The 15,753-nt window shown below is 53.7% G+C and carries 15 protein-coding genes; 6 read left to right on the top strand and 9 right to left on the bottom strand.

The genetic code is table 11. The annotated features are described in order from the left end of the window. Window positions 1-140 precede the first annotated feature (140 nt). Window positions 141-1,061 (top strand): DUF1385 domain-containing protein, encoded by a 921-nt coding sequence (locus IDH45_RS20900; RefSeq protein ID WP_397327098.1) that lies wholly within the window; start codon window positions 141-143, stop codon window positions 1,059-1,061. Window positions 1,062-1,092: 31 nt separating this feature from the next. Beyond that, window positions 1,093-1,392: an MraY family glycosyltransferase gene (locus tag IDH45_RS20895; protein WP_190930076.1), complete on the top strand. Its 300-nt coding sequence runs from the start codon at window positions 1,093-1,095 to the stop codon at window positions 1,390-1,392. A gap of 97 nt (window positions 1,393-1,489) precedes the next feature. Here IDH45_RS20895 and IDH45_RS20890 read toward each other — a convergent pair whose 3' ends face one another. After that, entirely contained in the window at window positions 1,490-2,479 is a 990-nt protein-coding gene (locus tag IDH45_RS20890; protein WP_190930075.1) for a patatin-like phospholipase family protein, read from the bottom strand. Between the two features lie 207 nt (window positions 2,480-2,686). Next, window positions 2,687-3,109 (bottom strand): transcriptional regulator MntR, encoded by a 423-nt coding sequence (mntR, locus tag IDH45_RS20885; RefSeq protein ID WP_190930074.1) that lies wholly within the window; start codon window positions 3,107-3,109, stop codon window positions 2,687-2,689. Window positions 3,110-3,299: 190 nt separating this feature from the next. Between mntR and splB the strand changes: the two genes are divergently transcribed. The 4 genes from splB (at window position 3,300) to IDH45_RS20865 (ending at window position 7,159) form a co-directional block, all read left to right on the top strand. Further along, on the top strand, window positions 3,300-4,355 hold the full coding sequence (gene splB, locus IDH45_RS20880; protein WP_190930105.1) for a spore photoproduct lyase: 1,056 nt from the start codon (window positions 3,300-3,302) through the stop codon (window positions 4,353-4,355). Window positions 4,356-5,287: 932 nt separating this feature from the next. Next, a complete protein-coding gene (locus tag IDH45_RS20875) occupies window positions 5,288-5,941 on the top strand; it encodes a phosphatase PAP2 family protein (RefSeq protein ID WP_190930073.1) in 654 nt (217 codons plus the stop codon). 28 nt (window positions 5,942-5,969) lie between these two features. After that, complete coding sequence (locus IDH45_RS20870; protein WP_190930072.1) at window positions 5,970-6,551, top strand: class I SAM-dependent methyltransferase; 582 nt, start codon at window positions 5,970-5,972, stop codon at window positions 6,549-6,551. Next, window positions 6,548-7,159 (top strand): DedA family protein, encoded by a 612-nt coding sequence (locus IDH45_RS20865; RefSeq protein WP_190930071.1) that lies wholly within the window; start codon window positions 6,548-6,550, stop codon window positions 7,157-7,159. The genes IDH45_RS20870 and IDH45_RS20865 overlap by 4 nt, the downstream gene beginning before the upstream one ends. Before the next feature lie 91 nt (window positions 7,160-7,250). Here IDH45_RS20865 and IDH45_RS20860 read toward each other — a convergent pair whose 3' ends face one another. The 7 genes from IDH45_RS20860 to IDH45_RS20830 all read right to left on the bottom strand — a co-directional run bounded on the left by IDH45_RS20860 (window position 7,251) and on the right by IDH45_RS20830 (window position 15,710). Further along, a complete protein-coding gene (locus IDH45_RS20860) occupies window positions 7,251-7,964 on the bottom strand; it encodes a cytochrome c biogenesis CcdA family protein (protein WP_190930070.1) in 714 nt (237 codons plus the stop codon). A 27-nt stretch (window positions 7,965-7,991) separates the two neighbouring features. Next, a complete protein-coding gene (locus IDH45_RS20855) occupies window positions 7,992-8,798 on the bottom strand; it encodes a metal ABC transporter permease (protein ID WP_190930069.1) in 807 nt (268 codons plus the stop codon). 3 nt (window positions 8,799-8,801) lie between these two features. Then, window positions 8,802-9,611, bottom strand: a complete 810-nt coding sequence (locus IDH45_RS20850; RefSeq protein ID WP_190930068.1) for a metal ABC transporter ATP-binding protein — start codon at window positions 9,609-9,611, stop codon at window positions 8,802-8,804. A gap of 35 nt (window positions 9,612-9,646) precedes the next feature. Beyond that, on the bottom strand, window positions 9,647-10,621 hold the full coding sequence (locus tag IDH45_RS20845) for a metal ABC transporter substrate-binding protein (protein WP_190930067.1): 975 nt from the start codon (window positions 10,619-10,621) through the stop codon (window positions 9,647-9,649). 209 nt (window positions 10,622-10,830) lie between these two features. Beyond that, the gene (metG, locus tag IDH45_RS20840) at window positions 10,831-12,840 is read right to left on the bottom strand and encodes a methionine--tRNA ligase (RefSeq protein ID WP_190930066.1); all 2,010 of its coding nucleotides are present in this window, start codon (window positions 12,838-12,840) and stop codon (window positions 10,831-10,833) included. Between the two features lie 384 nt (window positions 12,841-13,224). Continuing rightward, complete coding sequence (locus IDH45_RS20835; protein ID WP_190930065.1) at window positions 13,225-14,109, bottom strand: helix-turn-helix domain-containing protein; 885 nt, start codon at window positions 14,107-14,109, stop codon at window positions 13,225-13,227. A gap of 47 nt (window positions 14,110-14,156) precedes the next feature. Further along, window positions 14,157-15,710, bottom strand: coding sequence for an FAD-dependent oxidoreductase (locus IDH45_RS20830; RefSeq protein ID WP_190930064.1), 1,554 nt, complete (start codon window positions 15,708-15,710; stop codon window positions 14,157-14,159). Window positions 15,711-15,753: the final 43 nt, after the last annotated feature.

Genomic DNA, 15,753 nt, shown 5'->3' with positions numbered 1-15,753 from the left:
AGGGAACAATCGGCCGGTCTGCTGTTCCTGTTCAATCGAACGGCAGATTTGGCGATCCTATGACCGATCAGGTATTCCCGAAAAGGAGGGCGGCTTCATTGTCACAAAATCAGAGAGCTATCTACGGCGGCCAAGCGGTTATGGAAGGCGTCATGTTCGCCGGCAAAACGGTTAACGTTACGGCCGTCCGGAGAAAAGACAAACAAATCGATTTTTATGAGGTGCCCCGTCAAGAAGTCGCATGGGTCAACAAACTCAAAAAAATCCCGCTGCTGCGCGGCATCGTCGGTATTATCGAATCCAGCGCCAAAGGGGCGCAGCATTTGAACTTCTCGGCCGAGAAATACGCGGAGGATGAGACAGGGGAAGAAGCGACGGAAGAAAAGAAGTCCGGCGGAATGGGCAATCTTACGCTGATCCTCGGAGTAGCAGTCGTTGGTGTAATTTCGTTCTTATTCGGCAAATTCGTCTTTACGCTGGTGCCGGCCTTTATCGAGCAGCTATTGTTTCAGAACTTGTTCGAAAACCAGATTTTGCACAACTTGCTGGAAGGCGTCATCAAAATTATGCTGCTGATCGGCTACATTTATTTCATTTCGCTTACCCCGCTCATCAAACGGTTGTTCCAGTATCACGGCGCCGAACATAAAGTAATTAGCGCTTACGAAGCCGGCAAGGAATTGACTGTAGCCAACGTACAGAAGTTCAACACGCTTCATTACCGGTGCGGCAGCAGCTTTATCGTATTTACCGTTATTGTCGGTGTGATCGTTTATTCGTTTTTCGAATACGATAGCTTATGGGAAAGGTTATGGCTGCGGATCGCTCTGCTGCCGCTCGTCATCGGGCTGTCCTATGAAGTGCTTCGCATTACGAATTCGATGCGGGATATACCGGTGCTTCGCGTGCTCGGATATCCGGGGTTGTGGCTTCAGAAGCTGACAACCAAGGAACCCGACGATTCGCAGGTCGAAGTATCGATCGCTTCGTTCAACCGCATGCTGGAACTGGATCAGGCTTTGCTGACTAACGTGGGACGCGATTCCGGCAAAGCGGTATAAGGACAGCATTATCCGAAAAGGGGGAGTTTCCTTGAAAAGGCGCATGGACCCGCTCTTCATCGTCCTGATCGTGTTGATGGCCGTCGGCATCATCTATTCGTTAAAGGACAATCCGTTTAATTTGGTGGTGGCGGCAATCATCTTCGGAGGCGTATTTCTTCTCTATAAATTTCCGCCGGCCCGCTGGAGAAAATCACAATCCCGGAAACCTGCGCCGCCCTCCTCTTCCCGCTCGAAACCGAAAACCAAAAAGAAGCATGTCCCGTTCCGCGTCATTCAAGGCAATAAGCGGGACGACGACGATACCGACAAGCCGCATACGTACCATTAAGGGTACAACTGCCAAAAAAAGCCCTTGCCGACTAGGCGGGGGCTTTTTGGCACGTTTTCCGCTTGCAGGCGCATCCCGTTATGGCTGCATTTTCGGCTTAAGCGAGCAGTCCGTTGTCGGTCCGGTCGCGAATGAATTGATTGAAACAAGTGACATAATGCTCATGCGACCATTTCTTAAAATATTGGCTTGCGGCGCTATAGCCGGAATAATACAATTCCATGCTTTTGTCCGGTGTAATATCAAAGTCCGTTACCCGCACGCCCAGCGTCGGGATTTTGATCGTCCTGAACCGGTTCCATTCCTCGATGTACCGCTCGTCGTGCGCTTCCATCATGGTGGCGAACAATGCCTGAAACATCGACAGCGGCCCTAGGATGGAACGCGCCGTGTTCGCCTGCCGGCCGACGAGATGGAAGCCCACCGTCGGAATTTGCTCGTTTTCCGGAATTTTACTGTTTTGCTGGTCGTAGATCCAGAGCGGAAAATTGCTGAGCAGCCCGCCGTCGACAATATAAATGAATTGATCGGAAAACATCTCGCCTTTGGGACGCACTTTCGCCGACTTGCGAATGACGACCGGATCGAAAAAATACGGGATGCTCGTGCTCATCCGAATCGCGTAGGAGACCGGAAGCCGGTCGGGCTCGATTCCGTATTGCCGGATATCATGCGGCAGCACGAGCAGTCTGCCCCTTGATATATCGGAAGCGATAATTCTCAGCTTGTCGCGCGGCAGGTCCGCGAACGTTTTGATACCTTTCGCGGCAAGCTTTTGCGACACCCATTGCTCCAGCTTTTGACCGGAATACAGCCCTTTTTTAACGAACAGACGAATGGCGGGGCCGACCAGACGGATTTGATGAAGCCACGATTTGACCAGGAAGTCGGTAAAGGGTGTCTCCAGCATCATTTTCTTCAACTCGTCCGCCGTATACCCCGCTGCCAGCAACGAAGCTACGATCGCTCCCGAGGAGGTGCCAGCCACTTGATGAAACCGGACATTTTGCTCCTCCGCGGCTTTGATCGCCCCTACCAGCGCAATCGCTTTGACGCCTCCTCCTTCAAATACCCCGTTCACTTTCATGCTGCCGTCACACCTTCCCGCGCGTTAGTGACACGCGTTATCGCTACTACGGGCGATAGACCGAAATCGATCTCATATCGGTATCCGTTAATACGTATGCGACAGTAGTTTGTACGTATGCATGCCGGGAAGCAGCCTGAAAATAGCGAAAACGCCCCGCAAGCCTCCGGCAAGGCTTACGAAGCGTCTATTATGGTCAATCGATCATTACGATTCCAATTCGCCGCGGATGTTCATTAATTCCGTAACGCGCTCCGGGTGCCGCTCGAAAAATTGGACCAGCACTTCGATGCACGTAATCGAATCCCAACTCAAATGGTGCTCGATTCCTTCGACATCCTTATAAATGTTTTCTTCCTGCACGCCGATCAGCTTCAAAAAGCTCTCCAGCAGGTGGTGCCGTTCAACAAGCCGTTTCCCCATCTTTTTGCCTTTGGAGGTCAAAACGAGACCGCGGTAACGCTCATAGATCAAATAATTGTCCTTGTCCAGCTTCTGAATCATTTTCGTCACGGACGAGGGATGCACTTCTAGCCCTTCGGCGATATCGGACACTCTGGCATAGCCTTTCTCGTCGATCAGCTTGTAAATTTTCTCCAGATAGTCCTCCATGCTTGGTGTCGCCGCCATAAGACCCCTCCCTGCTCTCGTATTCCCAAACCTAACTAATGATACACCGTTCACGGACACAAAGCAAGTTTGCCTCGAAGGCACGGCAAAAACTGTCGGTTCCAAAAGAAGCTGAAACCATCCCGATCCGGGAAACCTATCTCAGGGGAATGCTGAACGGAAAGGAGCCGATGTACAGGTGGCGACAACGATGCTGGAACGCCAAACTAAAGGAAAAAATACGCTGCAATTCGTTCCGGAGCTGGTCTATTTCGAACCCGATGCACTGGAATATCCGAAAGGCCGGCGTCTGATGGAATGGGCCGAATCGCAGCAGCTTCCGATCCGGATGACGAGCTCGCATAACCGGATAACCGGGTTTCCCGGAGAGAGCGAGCTGGAGAAGTACAAAATCGCCAAGCGAACCCTTGTCGTCGGAGTGCGCAAGACGCTGAAGTTCGATACTTCGAAGCCATCCGCCGAATACGCGCTTCCGATCGCAACCGGCTGCATGGGCCACTGCCATTATTGTTACTTGCAGACGACGCTTGGCGCCAAGCCGTACATTCGCGTTTATGTCAATATGGACGATATCCTGGAGGCGGCCGCCGGTTATATCGCCGAGAGAGCTCCCGACATTACCCGTTTCGAAGCGGCATGTACATCCGATCCGGTTGGGCTCGAGCCGATTACCGGCTCCCTGAAGGAAGTCATCGAATTTATGGGCAGACAACCGCTCGGACGGCTTCGATTCGTCACCAAATTCCATCACGTCGATTCGCTGCTTGATGCGGAGCATAACGGCCATACCCGCTTCCGGTTCAGTGTGAACGCCGATTACGTCATACGTAATTTCGAACCGGCGACCTCCACGTTTGCGGAACGAATCGAAGCGGCCGGCAAGGTTGCCAGGGCGGGCTACCCGCTCGGCTTTATTATCGCTCCGATCATCTGGCACGACGGATGGGAGGACGGCTACGCCGAATTGTTGCGCAAGCTGGGTGAGACGGTGCAGGCGGAAGCCGCTGTGGATCTTACGTTCGAGCTGATCCAGCACCGGTTTACGAAGACGGCCAAAACCGTAATCGGGCAGCGGTATCCGAAAACGAAGCTGGAGATGGATGAAGCGAAGCGCAAATACAAGTGGGGGCGCTGGGGTCAAGGGAAATACGTATACCCCGACGAGCAGGCGAACGCGCTCCGGGAGTTTATTACTGAACAGATCTTCCTCCGGTTTCCGACGGCCACGATCGAATATTTTACTTAGGAGGTGTGGTGGGACATTATTAAGGAAACCGTCCAGTGATGGTCTGGACGGTCCTTTTGCGTGCAATCTGTACGTACCCCTTATTTCAACCCACTGGTGGGGGATGCTCCCTTTTCGCGGATTTTTGCAGTCTCAAACCGCTTCTATTTCACCCTCCAAGCGGATTTTTGGGGAAATAAAGGGTACAAACCGCTCGTAATCCTTCGTATTGGGTGCGGTGCTTCACCCCTTGAAGCAGGGCAGAGGGTCCAAACGGCCACCCACGAGGATGGCGACTCGAGACATTTGCTCTAACGACAAGAAGATAACCCCTAAGTATCCCCGCCGCCAAATTAAGGTAATGGGCTCGAAGGAAAACAGCTCCTCTTGTCGAATATGTCACATAGGAGTACTCCGTTCTCGTTTCCGGGTTGGGTAACCTAATCTTCGGGACTCGGTGCGATACTCCTTTTTTGCGAGCCAACAGCCGCAATGCGCCATCAAATGGGCTGTATAGAACTCAATTTCTGGTATTCAATTTTCTGGATTTCAGTTTCCGAGATTCAATTCCGGACTTCGACTTCTGAACTTCGACTTCCGGACTTCCAGACGATCGTCGTTACCTATGCCTATGGGCTTAATTGCGATGCAGATTGCGTTCAGCAGTCCTTCGTGTACAGCAAGTGTGAAGGTTATGTAAAGCCCTTACATACAAAATAACGTCAATTGTAAAAAAAATATTGATGCAACTTCAGAAAAACTTTAGAATTTAGATACTTTGATCTTTTGACTTTTCTGTTATGATCAGAACATCGCCACTTTTGGGAGGGTGCGCCCAGCTTCAACATGAATATAATACTAATATTACCTACGATCGGCCAAGCCGGAAACTCGGCAATCGGATTCGCGCTTTGGCATACGACGTACCCGGATGAAAGGGGTTATATACTGACATGAGCCAAGGCAAGCTGCGGCAATATTATCCATTGCTATGGATGCTGGCAATACCGATTTTGAATATTTTTTACGGGATTTTGAATCGTCCCGGGATGAGAACCTACGATTTGTCGACCCGGGTTGATGAGATACTGCCCTTTCTGCCCGTATTTGTCATCCCCTACCTGATCTGGTATCCTTTTATCGCCGCATGTCTGGTAACGTTGTTTTATCGCAACCGGGCTACGTACTACCGTACTTTGTTCGCACTATGTCTCGGTCTGGTTATCAGCTATATTTTCTTTTATTTTTATCAGTCGGGCATTACGCGGCCGCAGCTCGGGGAAGGCTTCCTGTACAGTCTCGTCCAGTTCGTCTACCATAACGACGCGCCTTACAACTGCTTCCCGAGCATTCATGTGCTGACTACGTATCTCATGATCAAGTCGTCCAAGCAAGCGTTCCCGCACGCCGGACTCCGATGGGCGATCCATCTGTTGGCCTGGTCGATCATCTTATCCACCGTATTCGTCAAACAGCACGTGCTGCTCGATATAGCAGGCGGAATTGCCGTAGCCGAAATCACTTATTTCGTAATCGGCCTCGTACCGGCATGGGCCAGAAGCCGCAGCCGCAATCCGGGGAAAGCGTTCGGTGCGTCCTCGGAGTAAGTTCAAATAAATCGTTTGGGTGGAGAAAATGAAACTATTTTCAGCAATTGCCGAGCACTTCGTATTTATAAACAAATTCATCCGATTTCCGCAGCAAGTGGGCAGCATCGCTCCCAGCTCCTCTTTTCTCGCCCGAAAAATGTTCCCCCCCAAACCCGGCGGCCCGGCTTTGAAAATTGCCGAGCTGGGTGCGGGGACCGGGGCAATTACAAAATATATTCTTAAAACAATGCCCGAAAGTTCCGAGCTGTTCCTGTTCGAAAAGGACGATTCTCTCCGGGAATCGCTGCAGCTCAAATACGAAGCGCAAGCTTCGTACTACGCCGAAGCCCGGAATATGATAGACGCGGTCCGCGACGGCCGGAAGTTCGATTACATTCTGAGCGGACTCCCGTTCGCCAACTTTCCGCAGTCGCTAAGGAACGAGATTATTGACCAGGCTTACGAGACGCTGAAGCCGGGCGGATTGTTCATCGCCTTCCAATATTCGCTGCAAATGAAAAAATTGCTGGAGAGCCACTTTGTGATCGAACGGATCGATTTCGTACCGTTGAATATTCCGCCGGCATTCGTCTATGTATGCCGTAAAGGGGAAGGCGGAGCGGGATGAACTACGAATCGTTGATGGGCATGATCGAGCATTTCGGCTATGCCGCTTTATTCTTTGCCCTCTGGCTCGGGATCGTCGGCATGCCGATTCCGGACGAGGTGATCGTCATGACCGGTGGGGCCGTCGCAGCCAGCGGCATTCTCCAGACGGTCCCCGCCTTTATCCTGACCTATCTGGGCGTGATCTCGGGCCTGTCGCTCGGATACGTGATCGGGCGATATGTGGGAACTCCCGCGTTAAGCAAGCTGCGTCGCAAAAAAAATATGGGTTATTATATAGGTGTCTCCGAGAGGCTGATTAACAAATACGGCAGCATGTCGCTGGTGATCAGCTATTTTTTTCCGGTCGTCAGGCATGTCGTCCCTTACCTGGTCGGAATGAACAAGATGCCGTTCTGGCGTTACAGTCTCATCTCCTACTCGATCGGCTTTGTATGGACGCTCGCTTTTTTTGCACTCGGAGGGTTTGTCGGGGATCAGGCGCAGTTCGTCGGCTCGATGATTTACGCTTACGGCGTGAAGCTGCTGATTATTATTCCTTTGGCGGCCTTGGCATTATGGCTGTTCTACCGGTTTGTTCTGGCTAATCGGCCGAAGCGGGTGGAATAAACGAATCGTACAATCGGCTCCAAACATACGAAACCTCCATTACCGTTAGCGGCAATGGAGGTTTTTTAGGGTCGTCCGGCAGCCGCCGGATTTAGAAGATCAGCCAACTGGGCGTACGCTCCTGCAGCCAGATCGTAATCAGAATCATCTTGTCGAAGTACAGCAGCAGCGCCATCACAATCATCAGCCCGCCGCCCACTTTCATCAGAATGCCGGAATAACGGACAATCCACTTGGTCGAGCCGATAAAGAAAGCGAGGATGAAAAACGGAACGGCGAAACCGACCGAATAAGCGGTCGTCAGTTGGAACCAGGTGCCCGGCTCCGTTGCGGCCAGCAGCAAAATCGAAGACAGAATCGGTCCGACGCAAGGCGACCATCCGGCCGCGAAGCCCATCCCGACCACGACCGAGCCCAAATAACCGGCCGGCTTCGAATTGATCTGCAGCTTCCGCTCGCGCATCAGCCATTGCGGCTGGAACACGCCGATCAAAAACAGTCCCATCACAAAAATTAAGATGGCGGACAATTGGCGGATCAGGTTGCGGTATTCGTTAAACCAATCGGCCACCATACCAACGCCAAAGCCGAGCGAATAAAAAATAATCGAAAACCCGAGAATGAAAAACAGCGTATGCATCGTTGTGGCAAGCCGGATTTCTTTTTTCGTCCGTTCCTCCTTCAGTCGCTGCACTGAAATACCGGTTATGTAGGACAAGTAAGAAGGGTACAAGGGCAAGCAGCACGGAGAAATAAAAGAGGCAAAACCGGCGAACAGCGCGATCCAAATATTCACTTGATCCAAAGCGATACCTTCCTTTCCGGGGCAAAACTATACGCTCGCTCTGCGCCCCCGAGCAAGCAGGGTGACGATCAGCAGCGTGATCAGCATAAGAACAACCGTCGCTCCCGGCGCCCAGTTCCATACTCCCGCTGCGACGAGGCCGCCTACGACCGCCACTTCGGAATAAAGCACGCCGATCCAGACCGAATGACGAAAACTTTTGGCTACGGCCAGGCTGCAAGCGACCGGCACCGTCAGCAGAGCCGATACGAGCAGCGCCCCGACGATTTTGATCGCGACTCCGATGACGAGCGCCGTCAGCACCGTGGTCAGCAGGTTCAGGAAACGAAGCGGGATTCCGCTTACGGCCGCCGCATCCTCATCGAACATGATCAGAAACATTTCTTTGAAGAACACGAACAGCATGACAAGCACGACAAGCGTAACGCCAAACACGAGCCACAGATCGGTCCAACTGAGCGTATAGATGCTTCCGAACAAATAGCTCGTTACGTCCATATTAAAGCCTTTGCCCAATGTAAACAGAAAAGTCGCGAGCGCTACCCCGCCCGACATGATGATCGCGATGGACAGCTCCGCATACGTCTTGTACGCTCTGCGCAGCCGTTCGATGGCGAAAGAAGCAAGAATCGAAAAAACGAGTCCGACGGCAAGCGGGTATATCCCGAGCAGAAACCCGAGCGCCACCCCGGCGATCGAGACGTGAGCCAGCGTATCCCCGATCATCGACAGACGTCTTAGAACGAGAAAAACGCCGAGCAGAGGCGCCATCAGCCCGATCAGAACGCCTCCGATCAAAGCCCGTTGAAAAAAGTATTCGGCAAAAATATCCACGCGTTACTCTCCTCTATTCACGGCTTCGAGCGACTCTTCCGCCAGCCGAATGCCGCGGAGACTGTGGGCCAGATTCGTTTCCGCACAATTATCCAGCTCATGCGTGTGCTTGACGAAAAACTTGATCTTTCCGCTCGTATGGGCCGGCTCATACCCAAGGTAAGCGTGCATCATCTCGATATCGTGAGATACCATCAAAAAGGTGATGTTATGCCGCTGGTGCATATGCCGGATCATATGAAAAAAATTTTCCTGCGACTCCGAATCGATGCCCACCGTCGGTTCGTCCAGAATGAGCAGCTCCGGATTGTTCACGAGCGCCCGGGCCAGAAATACCCGCTGCTGCTGCCCGCCGGACAGACGCCCGATTCGGCGGTCGGCCAGCTCTTCGATGCGCAGCGCATGCATCGCGTCTTCGCACTTCTTGTAGTCGTCGCGGTTCATCCGCTTGAACAGCTTCTTGCGGCCGTACAACCCGGACAGCACGACCTCTCTGACGGTAGCGGGGAACAGCGGATTAAACGCATTTTTCTGCGGCACATAGCCGATCCGCTCCCAGTCGTGGAATTGCCCGAGCGGCGTTCCGAACAGGCGCACCTCGCCCCGGTCCGGCTTCAGCAGCCCGACGATCATCCGCAGCAGCGTCGTTTTGCCGGCTCCGTTCGAGCCGATGAGGCCGACGAAATCGCGCTGCAAAATTTGAAAATTCAGCTCTTCGATTACATTGCGCTGCTCGTATTGGAACGAGACGTTCTCCATAGAAACGACCGGCAGGTGACAACGCTCTCCCGCCGGTCGGGTCGATTGCTGCATGCATGGCTCCCCATTCGCGAACTGGCCGTTTACTCTCATTGTAATGCTTTCAATAAATTTTGCAAATTGTTCTCCATCACCGACACATAATGTTCACCGGCGTTAACCTGCTCATGGGTAAGCCCCTCCAGCGGATTCAGCACCAGCGTCTCGATTCCCGCGTCCTTGGCCAGCGTCTTCGCCATCTTATCGGATACGAGCTCCTCGAAGAAAATGTACTTCACCTGATGATCCCGGACGAACTTGTTAATTTCCTTCAAATCTTGCGCCGTAGGCTCCGCGCCGGGCGATAGCCCCATGATCGGCTTCAGCGTCAGCCCGTAATCGCGGGCCAAATACCCGAAAGCCTGGTGAGAGACGACAATTTCCTTTTTCGCCGTCTTGGAGAGCGTGCGGGAGAACTTGTCGTCCAGCTCGGTCAATTGCTTTTTCAGCGTCTCGTAGTTGGATTCGTAATAAGCTTTGTTGGCCGGATCGGCCTGCACGATGCCGTCCTTAATGTTCTCGGCCATCTTCAGCGCCGACTTCGGGCTGACCCATACGTGAGGATCGACGTCCGAATCGTGTTCATGACCGTGATCGTCCTTTTCGTTCGACTTGCCTTCATCGAGACCATGATCGTCTTCATGCCCGGCGTGCAGCAGCTCGATTCCTTTGCTCGCCTCGATGACGGTCAGGCCGGAATCTTTCTTCAGACTGCCGAGAAAATCGCCGACCCAGCCTTCAAAACCGGCGCCGTTATAAATAAACAGCTGCGACTTGCTCATATGGTTCAAATCGCGGCTCTTCGGCGACCAGTCGTGAGGTTCGACCCCAGCCGGCACGAGGTTAATCACGTTCACCTTATCGCCGCCGATCCGGCCGGCAAAATCATACAGCGTATAAAAAGTTGTCATTACATTGACTTTATCCGCGGATAAAGTTACATTCGATGTGCCGCAGCCTGTCATGACGGCTGCCACAATAAGCATACTTATTAGAGCTGTGAGGATACGTTTAGGGACTTTCATTCGGGTACATGCTCCTTCCGCTTGCAGGAAAAATGGATTGGGTGTAAATCGTAAATGTTTCTATTTACAAATAGGATTATAGGCTCCCGACCCGGACTGTGTCAACCGTAATTTTACCGATTAAGCATCGCTTGTGCTTCGTATCCATACAAAACGCCTCCGTTCCCTTGTCAAAGGGCGCGGAGGCGTTCGCTTTCCATCGTATCGTGTTATTTCACCAAAGCTCCGACCGGAATATCTTCCGCTACGGTGGCAAGTGTCAGCTTGTCGCCTTCGGAGGCGGCGAGGATCATCCCTTGGGACAGCTCGCCCCGCAGCTTAACCGGCTTCAGGTTCGCTACGACGATGACCTTACGTCCGATCAGGGCGTCGGGCGTGTAATGTTTGGCAATCCCTGATACGACCTGGCGTTTCTCGTAGCCGAGGTCCAGCTGCAGCTTGAGCAGCTTGTCGGCGCCCTTGACCGGCTCAGCGCTGAGCACTTGCGCTACGCGCAGCTCCACTTTAAGGAAGTCGTCGATGCCGATCTCTTCCGCTTCGGACGCCGCAGGCGCTGACGTTGGAGCTGCCGCGGTTTCCGGCTTCGACTTCACGCTCTCGGCGGAACCGGCTTTTGCCTCGTCCGCGGTCGGAACCGTTCCGCCCATCGATTCGATCAAATAAGCGATTTCCGGTGCGACTTCCAGTCTCGGGAACAACGTATCGCCTTTATTCACCTTCGTGCCGGCAGGCAGCAGCCCGAACGTATGGACGCTGTCCCACCCGGTCAACTGGCCGTCACCGGCAATGCCGAGCTGCTCCCATATTTTGAGCGGAGTGCGGGTCATGAACGGCTGCAGCAGCACCGAGACGATCCGCAGCGATTCCGCCAGATGGTACAGCACCGAGCCCAGCTTCGGCCGGGCCGCTTCATCCTTGACCAGCGCCCACGGCTGCGTCTCGTCGATATATTTGTTCGTGCGTCCGATCAGCTGCCAAATCGCCGTGAGCGCGATCGAGAACTCCAGCTTCTCCATCGCTTCCTCGGTCTTCGTCACCGACTGGCGTACTGTCTCCTGCAGGGACGCGTCGAACTCGGTCGCATCCGCAAGCAGCGGCTGAATCTCTCCATCGAAGTATTTATCGATCATCACGACCGTACGGTTCAGCAGATTGCCAAGATCGTTCGCGAGATCGAAATTGATCCGTTCTACAAAGCCTTCCGGAGTGAATACGCCGTCCTGGCCGAACGGCACGTCGCGAAGCAGGAAGTAACGCAGCGAATCGAGGCCGTATCGCTCGATCAGTACGACCGGATCGATGACATTCCCTTTGGATTTGGACATCTTGCCTTCTTTCGTCAAAAACCAGCCGTGAGCAAACACTTGCTTCGGAAGCGGCAGATCAAGCGCCATCAGCATAATCGGCCAATAAATCGTATGGAAACGGACGATATCTTTGCCTACGAGATGCACGTCGGCCGGCCAGAAACGTTCGAATTTCCCGTTATCCGATTTGTAGCCAAGAGCGGTAATATAGTTGGAAAGCGCATCGATCCATACGTAGATGACATGCTCCGGCGTGCCCGGAACTTGAATGCCCCACTTGAACGTATTCCGCGAGACGGCCAAATCTTCAAGCCCCATCTTCACGAAATTGACCATTTCGTTGCGGCGCGTCTCCGGCTGGATAAATTCCGGATGCTCCTCATAATAGGCCAGGAGCCGGTCCGCGTATTTGCTTAACCGCAAGAAGTAGTTTTGCTCCTTCACCTTCTCGACCGGGCGTCCGCAGTCCGGGCAGTTGCCGTCGACCAGCTGGCGCTCCAGCACGTAAGACTCGCACGGCGTACAATACCAGCCTTCGTATTCGCCGAGGTAAATGTCCCCCTGTTCGAGCAGCTGCTGGAAAATCTTCTGGACGACCGTCTTATGGCGGTCCTCCGTCGTGCGGATGAAATCGTCGTAGGAGATGTCCAGCTTGTTCCACAGCGCCTTGATGCCCGTGACGATCCCGTCGACGAACGTTAGCGGGGACACCCCTTTCTCCTCGGCTTTGCGTTCGATCTTTTGCCCGTGCTCGTCCGTTCCTGTCAAGTACACCACATCGTAGCCCCGCAACCTTTTGTAGCGGGCCATCGCGTCCCCGGCCACCGTCGTATAGGCGTGTCCGATATGCAGCTTGTCGCTCGGGTAATAAATCGGCGTCGTTAAATAATACGTTTTTCTGCTGTCGCTCATGGGTTAACATCCTCCGTGGAATTATGGATTTACAACAAAAAGACTCCCGTCCACATGGGACGAGAGCCGATGCTCACGCGGTACCACCCAAATTCCCCCGCTGGCCTTCTTACGCGGGGCTTAAGTCAGGTCCTCTTCCGGACCTTGCCCGTAACGCTGGCATGCGTCTCAATCTTACCGGCAGAGCGTACGTCCGGCTCGACTGCGATTCCTCCAGGACCATGTTCGGAAGCTGTCTATGCCGGCTCCCACCTGTCCCGGCTCTCTGCGATAGACGTCACTTCGTACTCATCCGTTCAATGGAAGTCGATCAAGTTACCCCCATCATACGAAAACGGCGTCCCTCGTGTCAAGTTTGCGGCATCCGGCTGTACGAACGCGGTCTCAAATACGCGCTTTTACCGATTTGGCGTATTCCGACGGCGCCGTTCCGGTCCATTTTTTGAAATCCTTCGAAAAGTAATGGATGCTGCCGTAGCCAAGCAGCTCGGCGATTTCCGTATAATTGTACGCTTCTTCACGAATAAGCGCTTTCGCCTTGGCGATTTTCAGTTTGCGGACGTACTCCATGACGCTGCAGCCGGTCGAACGTTTGAATATGTCGCCCAGATGGGTCCGGCTTAGCGCAAACTTGCGGCAGATCCGGTCCAGACAAAGCTCGGATATGTCCGATCGCTCAATAAAATCGATAATGTTTTGAGCGATGCCGGTTTCCTGATGCTCCTTCTGCAAAGATGAAAGCTTGCCGCCTTCTTTCAGCGACGTTGTTTGGCGCAGCAGCTGAATGCACAAAATCTCCAGCTGATTTTTGACGACCTGCTCCCGTCCGATCGACGAGATGCTGCTCCGGGCGGCCCGCTCCTCCCGCCGAAACGGTACGACCGGATCGAGGGAGAAAGCGCCTTCCCGAACGATATCGGTAAGCAATCGCCGTTCGGAGTCTCCGAGACGAAACGGTCCCTGCTGCAAATCGCACATCGCATCCGAAACACAATCAAAGCCGACGATTAACAAATTGGGCGGGGTTTGCACGTTCGCCGTCCCTTCTTGCCGTTCGCCTGGAGGATAAAAGAAAAGGTCCCCCTGCGTAAGCCGCACCGTACCCCGATCCGAAACGGCCGCATACTCGCCCTTGTCGACATACACCATCTCCCAATACGGGTATGTCTGCCGCTTGCACGAAAACTGCTTCGGAAGCTCCCGGTAATGGAAGGCAACAATGGTACCAATTTCAATAAGACGGTCCACCCTCATCATCGACGATTCCATTCGCTTTCTCCTCTCTTCGGTTTTCAACCGTCGGCACGGTTCCGGTGTCAAGTCCAGCTTAAAATTTGTCCGTCCTGCTGCAGTCGGCTGCTCAGCTTCCCGTAATCGACATCCTGTACCGCACACTGCGCTTCGAGCGCCAAGGCGGCGGCCGTAGCGGCGGACTGTCCCAAAATCATAAACACCGGTTCCATCCGGATCGACCCGAACGCAATATGCGAGGAGGACAAACAGACCGGCACGAGCAGATTGGTGCATTGTTCACCCAAAGGTACGATAGACCGGTAAGAGATCGGATACGGCGTCGACAGGGCGGTTTCCACATTGCCTTCGTTGATGCATCGCCCTTCTATGACCAGCCGGCGGCAATTATGGGAATCCATCGTATAAGCGGCAAGTCCGACGGAGTCCGGGACAACCTCATAACCGCGGCAATGTTTCTCCGTCATGACAACGCCCGCTACCATCCGCCGGGCTTCCCGTATATACAGCTGCGGAGTCCAGTGTCCGGTATGGACGTATTCGTCGGCCGGAAGCCCCCACGTCCCCGCTTCCTGACGGACGGAAAGCGGCACCCTCTCGTCGTTGCACAAAAAGTAAAGCAATCCCAAATTATAGTTGTAATGCTCCTGGAACAGCCGCTCCCGGGTCGCGTAATCGCCGTCCGGCCATTCATAGTTGCGGCCGATGAAATCGGTGGAAACGGCGCCGAAATTGTTCAAATCGGTTTTGCGGGTCGGACTCATCCGTTTGTGCAGCTTCAGCGCATCCCAGATCCCGGACTCGATGTACCGCGCCAGCAGTGTGTAGTCGTCCGGATTATAAGCCGGCGGCTTAGGGAACGGCAGCCGGCTCGCCGGATCGTCCGTCAGGCATATTCTGAAATTGTACGCCTGAACGGAACTGTCGCCTTGGCCCTGTGCCCCAGGGGCGGCGTCGGTTACTCCGTTCAGCAGTCCGCTGTCCGGTTTGCCCGGCACGACATACGGATCGACCCAGGTTTTGAAGTTATGGTTCGGATGGCCGAAATGAATTCCGTTCAGCGTCTCCTTGTAGACGGAGTTCGACTCCCTGCCGACATGATACGATACGCCCGCCATCGCCATCAGATCGCCTTCGTAGGTAGCGTCGATGAACATCCCGGCCTCGAACGTATCGCCATTCTCCATCACGATCCGGGTGATACGCCCGCCGGTTTTCTCGACACGCTGCAGATGCCGCTCGGTATAAACGTCGATTTGCGCGTTTTCCAGCCACTCCTTATAGATGCGGGACGCTAAGCCCGGTTCGAACAGCCAGTGGGTGCCGCCGTTTTCGTCGGACCCGTAATAATCGCCTACTGCCCGGTAAAATTCGCGTGAAATGCCGCCGATCGCCGCTTTGTTGCCGATATCCGTAGCTCCCAATCCGCCGGTCGTCAAGCCGCCGATGTGCGAGCCGAATTCTACGATAACGGCCTTCAGGCCCATGCGGGACGCTTGAACCGCCGCCGCCACTCCGGCGGAAGACGCTCCGTAGATGCATACGTCCGCCCGGACGTTTTGCGGATTGCCGGATACCGCTGCCGGTTTGTAATAGCTTATGGTATGAAACTTGGTCATAAATGCGTATCTCCTTTATTTGGATGTGAACTTTCAGCTCCAA

Origin of the sequence: Paenibacillus oceani (assembly GCF_014705615.1) — a bacterium.
Lineage (GTDB): Bacteria > Bacillota > Bacilli > Paenibacillales > NBRC-103111 > Paenibacillus_AB > Paenibacillus_AB oceani.
The sequence above is the reverse complement of the archived record's forward strand: the minus strand, read 5'-3'. Positions and strand labels throughout refer to the sequence as shown.

Excerpts from the sequence above, each read along its gene's own strand:
- IDH45_RS20845 (WP_190930067.1), bottom strand. The coding sequence starts at position 10,621 with ATGAAAGTCCCTAAACGTATCCTCACAGCTCTAATAAGTATGCTTATT.
- IDH45_RS20900 (WP_397327098.1), top strand. The coding sequence starts at position 141 with ATGGAAGGCGTCATGTTCGCCGGCAAAACGGTTAACGTTACGGCCGTC.
- IDH45_RS20865 (WP_190930071.1), top strand. The coding sequence starts at position 6,548 with ATGAACTACGAATCGTTGATGGGCATGATCGAGCATTTCGGCTATGCC.
- IDH45_RS20830 (WP_190930064.1), bottom strand. The coding sequence starts at position 15,710 with ATGACCAAGTTTCATACCATAAGCTATTACAAACCGGCAGCGGTATCC.
- mntR (WP_190930074.1), bottom strand. The coding sequence starts at position 3,109 with ATGGCGGCGACACCAAGCATGGAGGACTATCTGGAGAAAATTTACAAG.
- IDH45_RS20890 (WP_190930075.1), bottom strand. The coding sequence starts at position 2,479 with ATGAAAGTGAACGGGGTATTTGAAGGAGGAGGCGTCAAAGCGATTGCG.
- metG (WP_190930066.1), bottom strand. The coding sequence starts at position 12,840 with ATGAGCGACAGCAGAAAAACGTATTATTTAACGACGCCGATTTATTAC.
- splB (WP_190930105.1), top strand. The coding sequence starts at position 3,300 with ATGCTGGAACGCCAAACTAAAGGAAAAAATACGCTGCAATTCGTTCCG.
- IDH45_RS20850 (WP_190930068.1), bottom strand. The coding sequence starts at position 9,611 with ATGCAGCAATCGACCCGACCGGCGGGAGAGCGTTGTCACCTGCCGGTC.
- IDH45_RS20875 (WP_190930073.1), top strand. The coding sequence starts at position 5,288 with ATGAGCCAAGGCAAGCTGCGGCAATATTATCCATTGCTATGGATGCTG.
- IDH45_RS20870 (WP_190930072.1), top strand. The coding sequence starts at position 5,970 with ATGAAACTATTTTCAGCAATTGCCGAGCACTTCGTATTTATAAACAAA.
- IDH45_RS20835 (WP_190930065.1), bottom strand. The coding sequence starts at position 14,109 with ATGGAATCGTCGATGATGAGGGTGGACCGTCTTATTGAAATTGGTACC.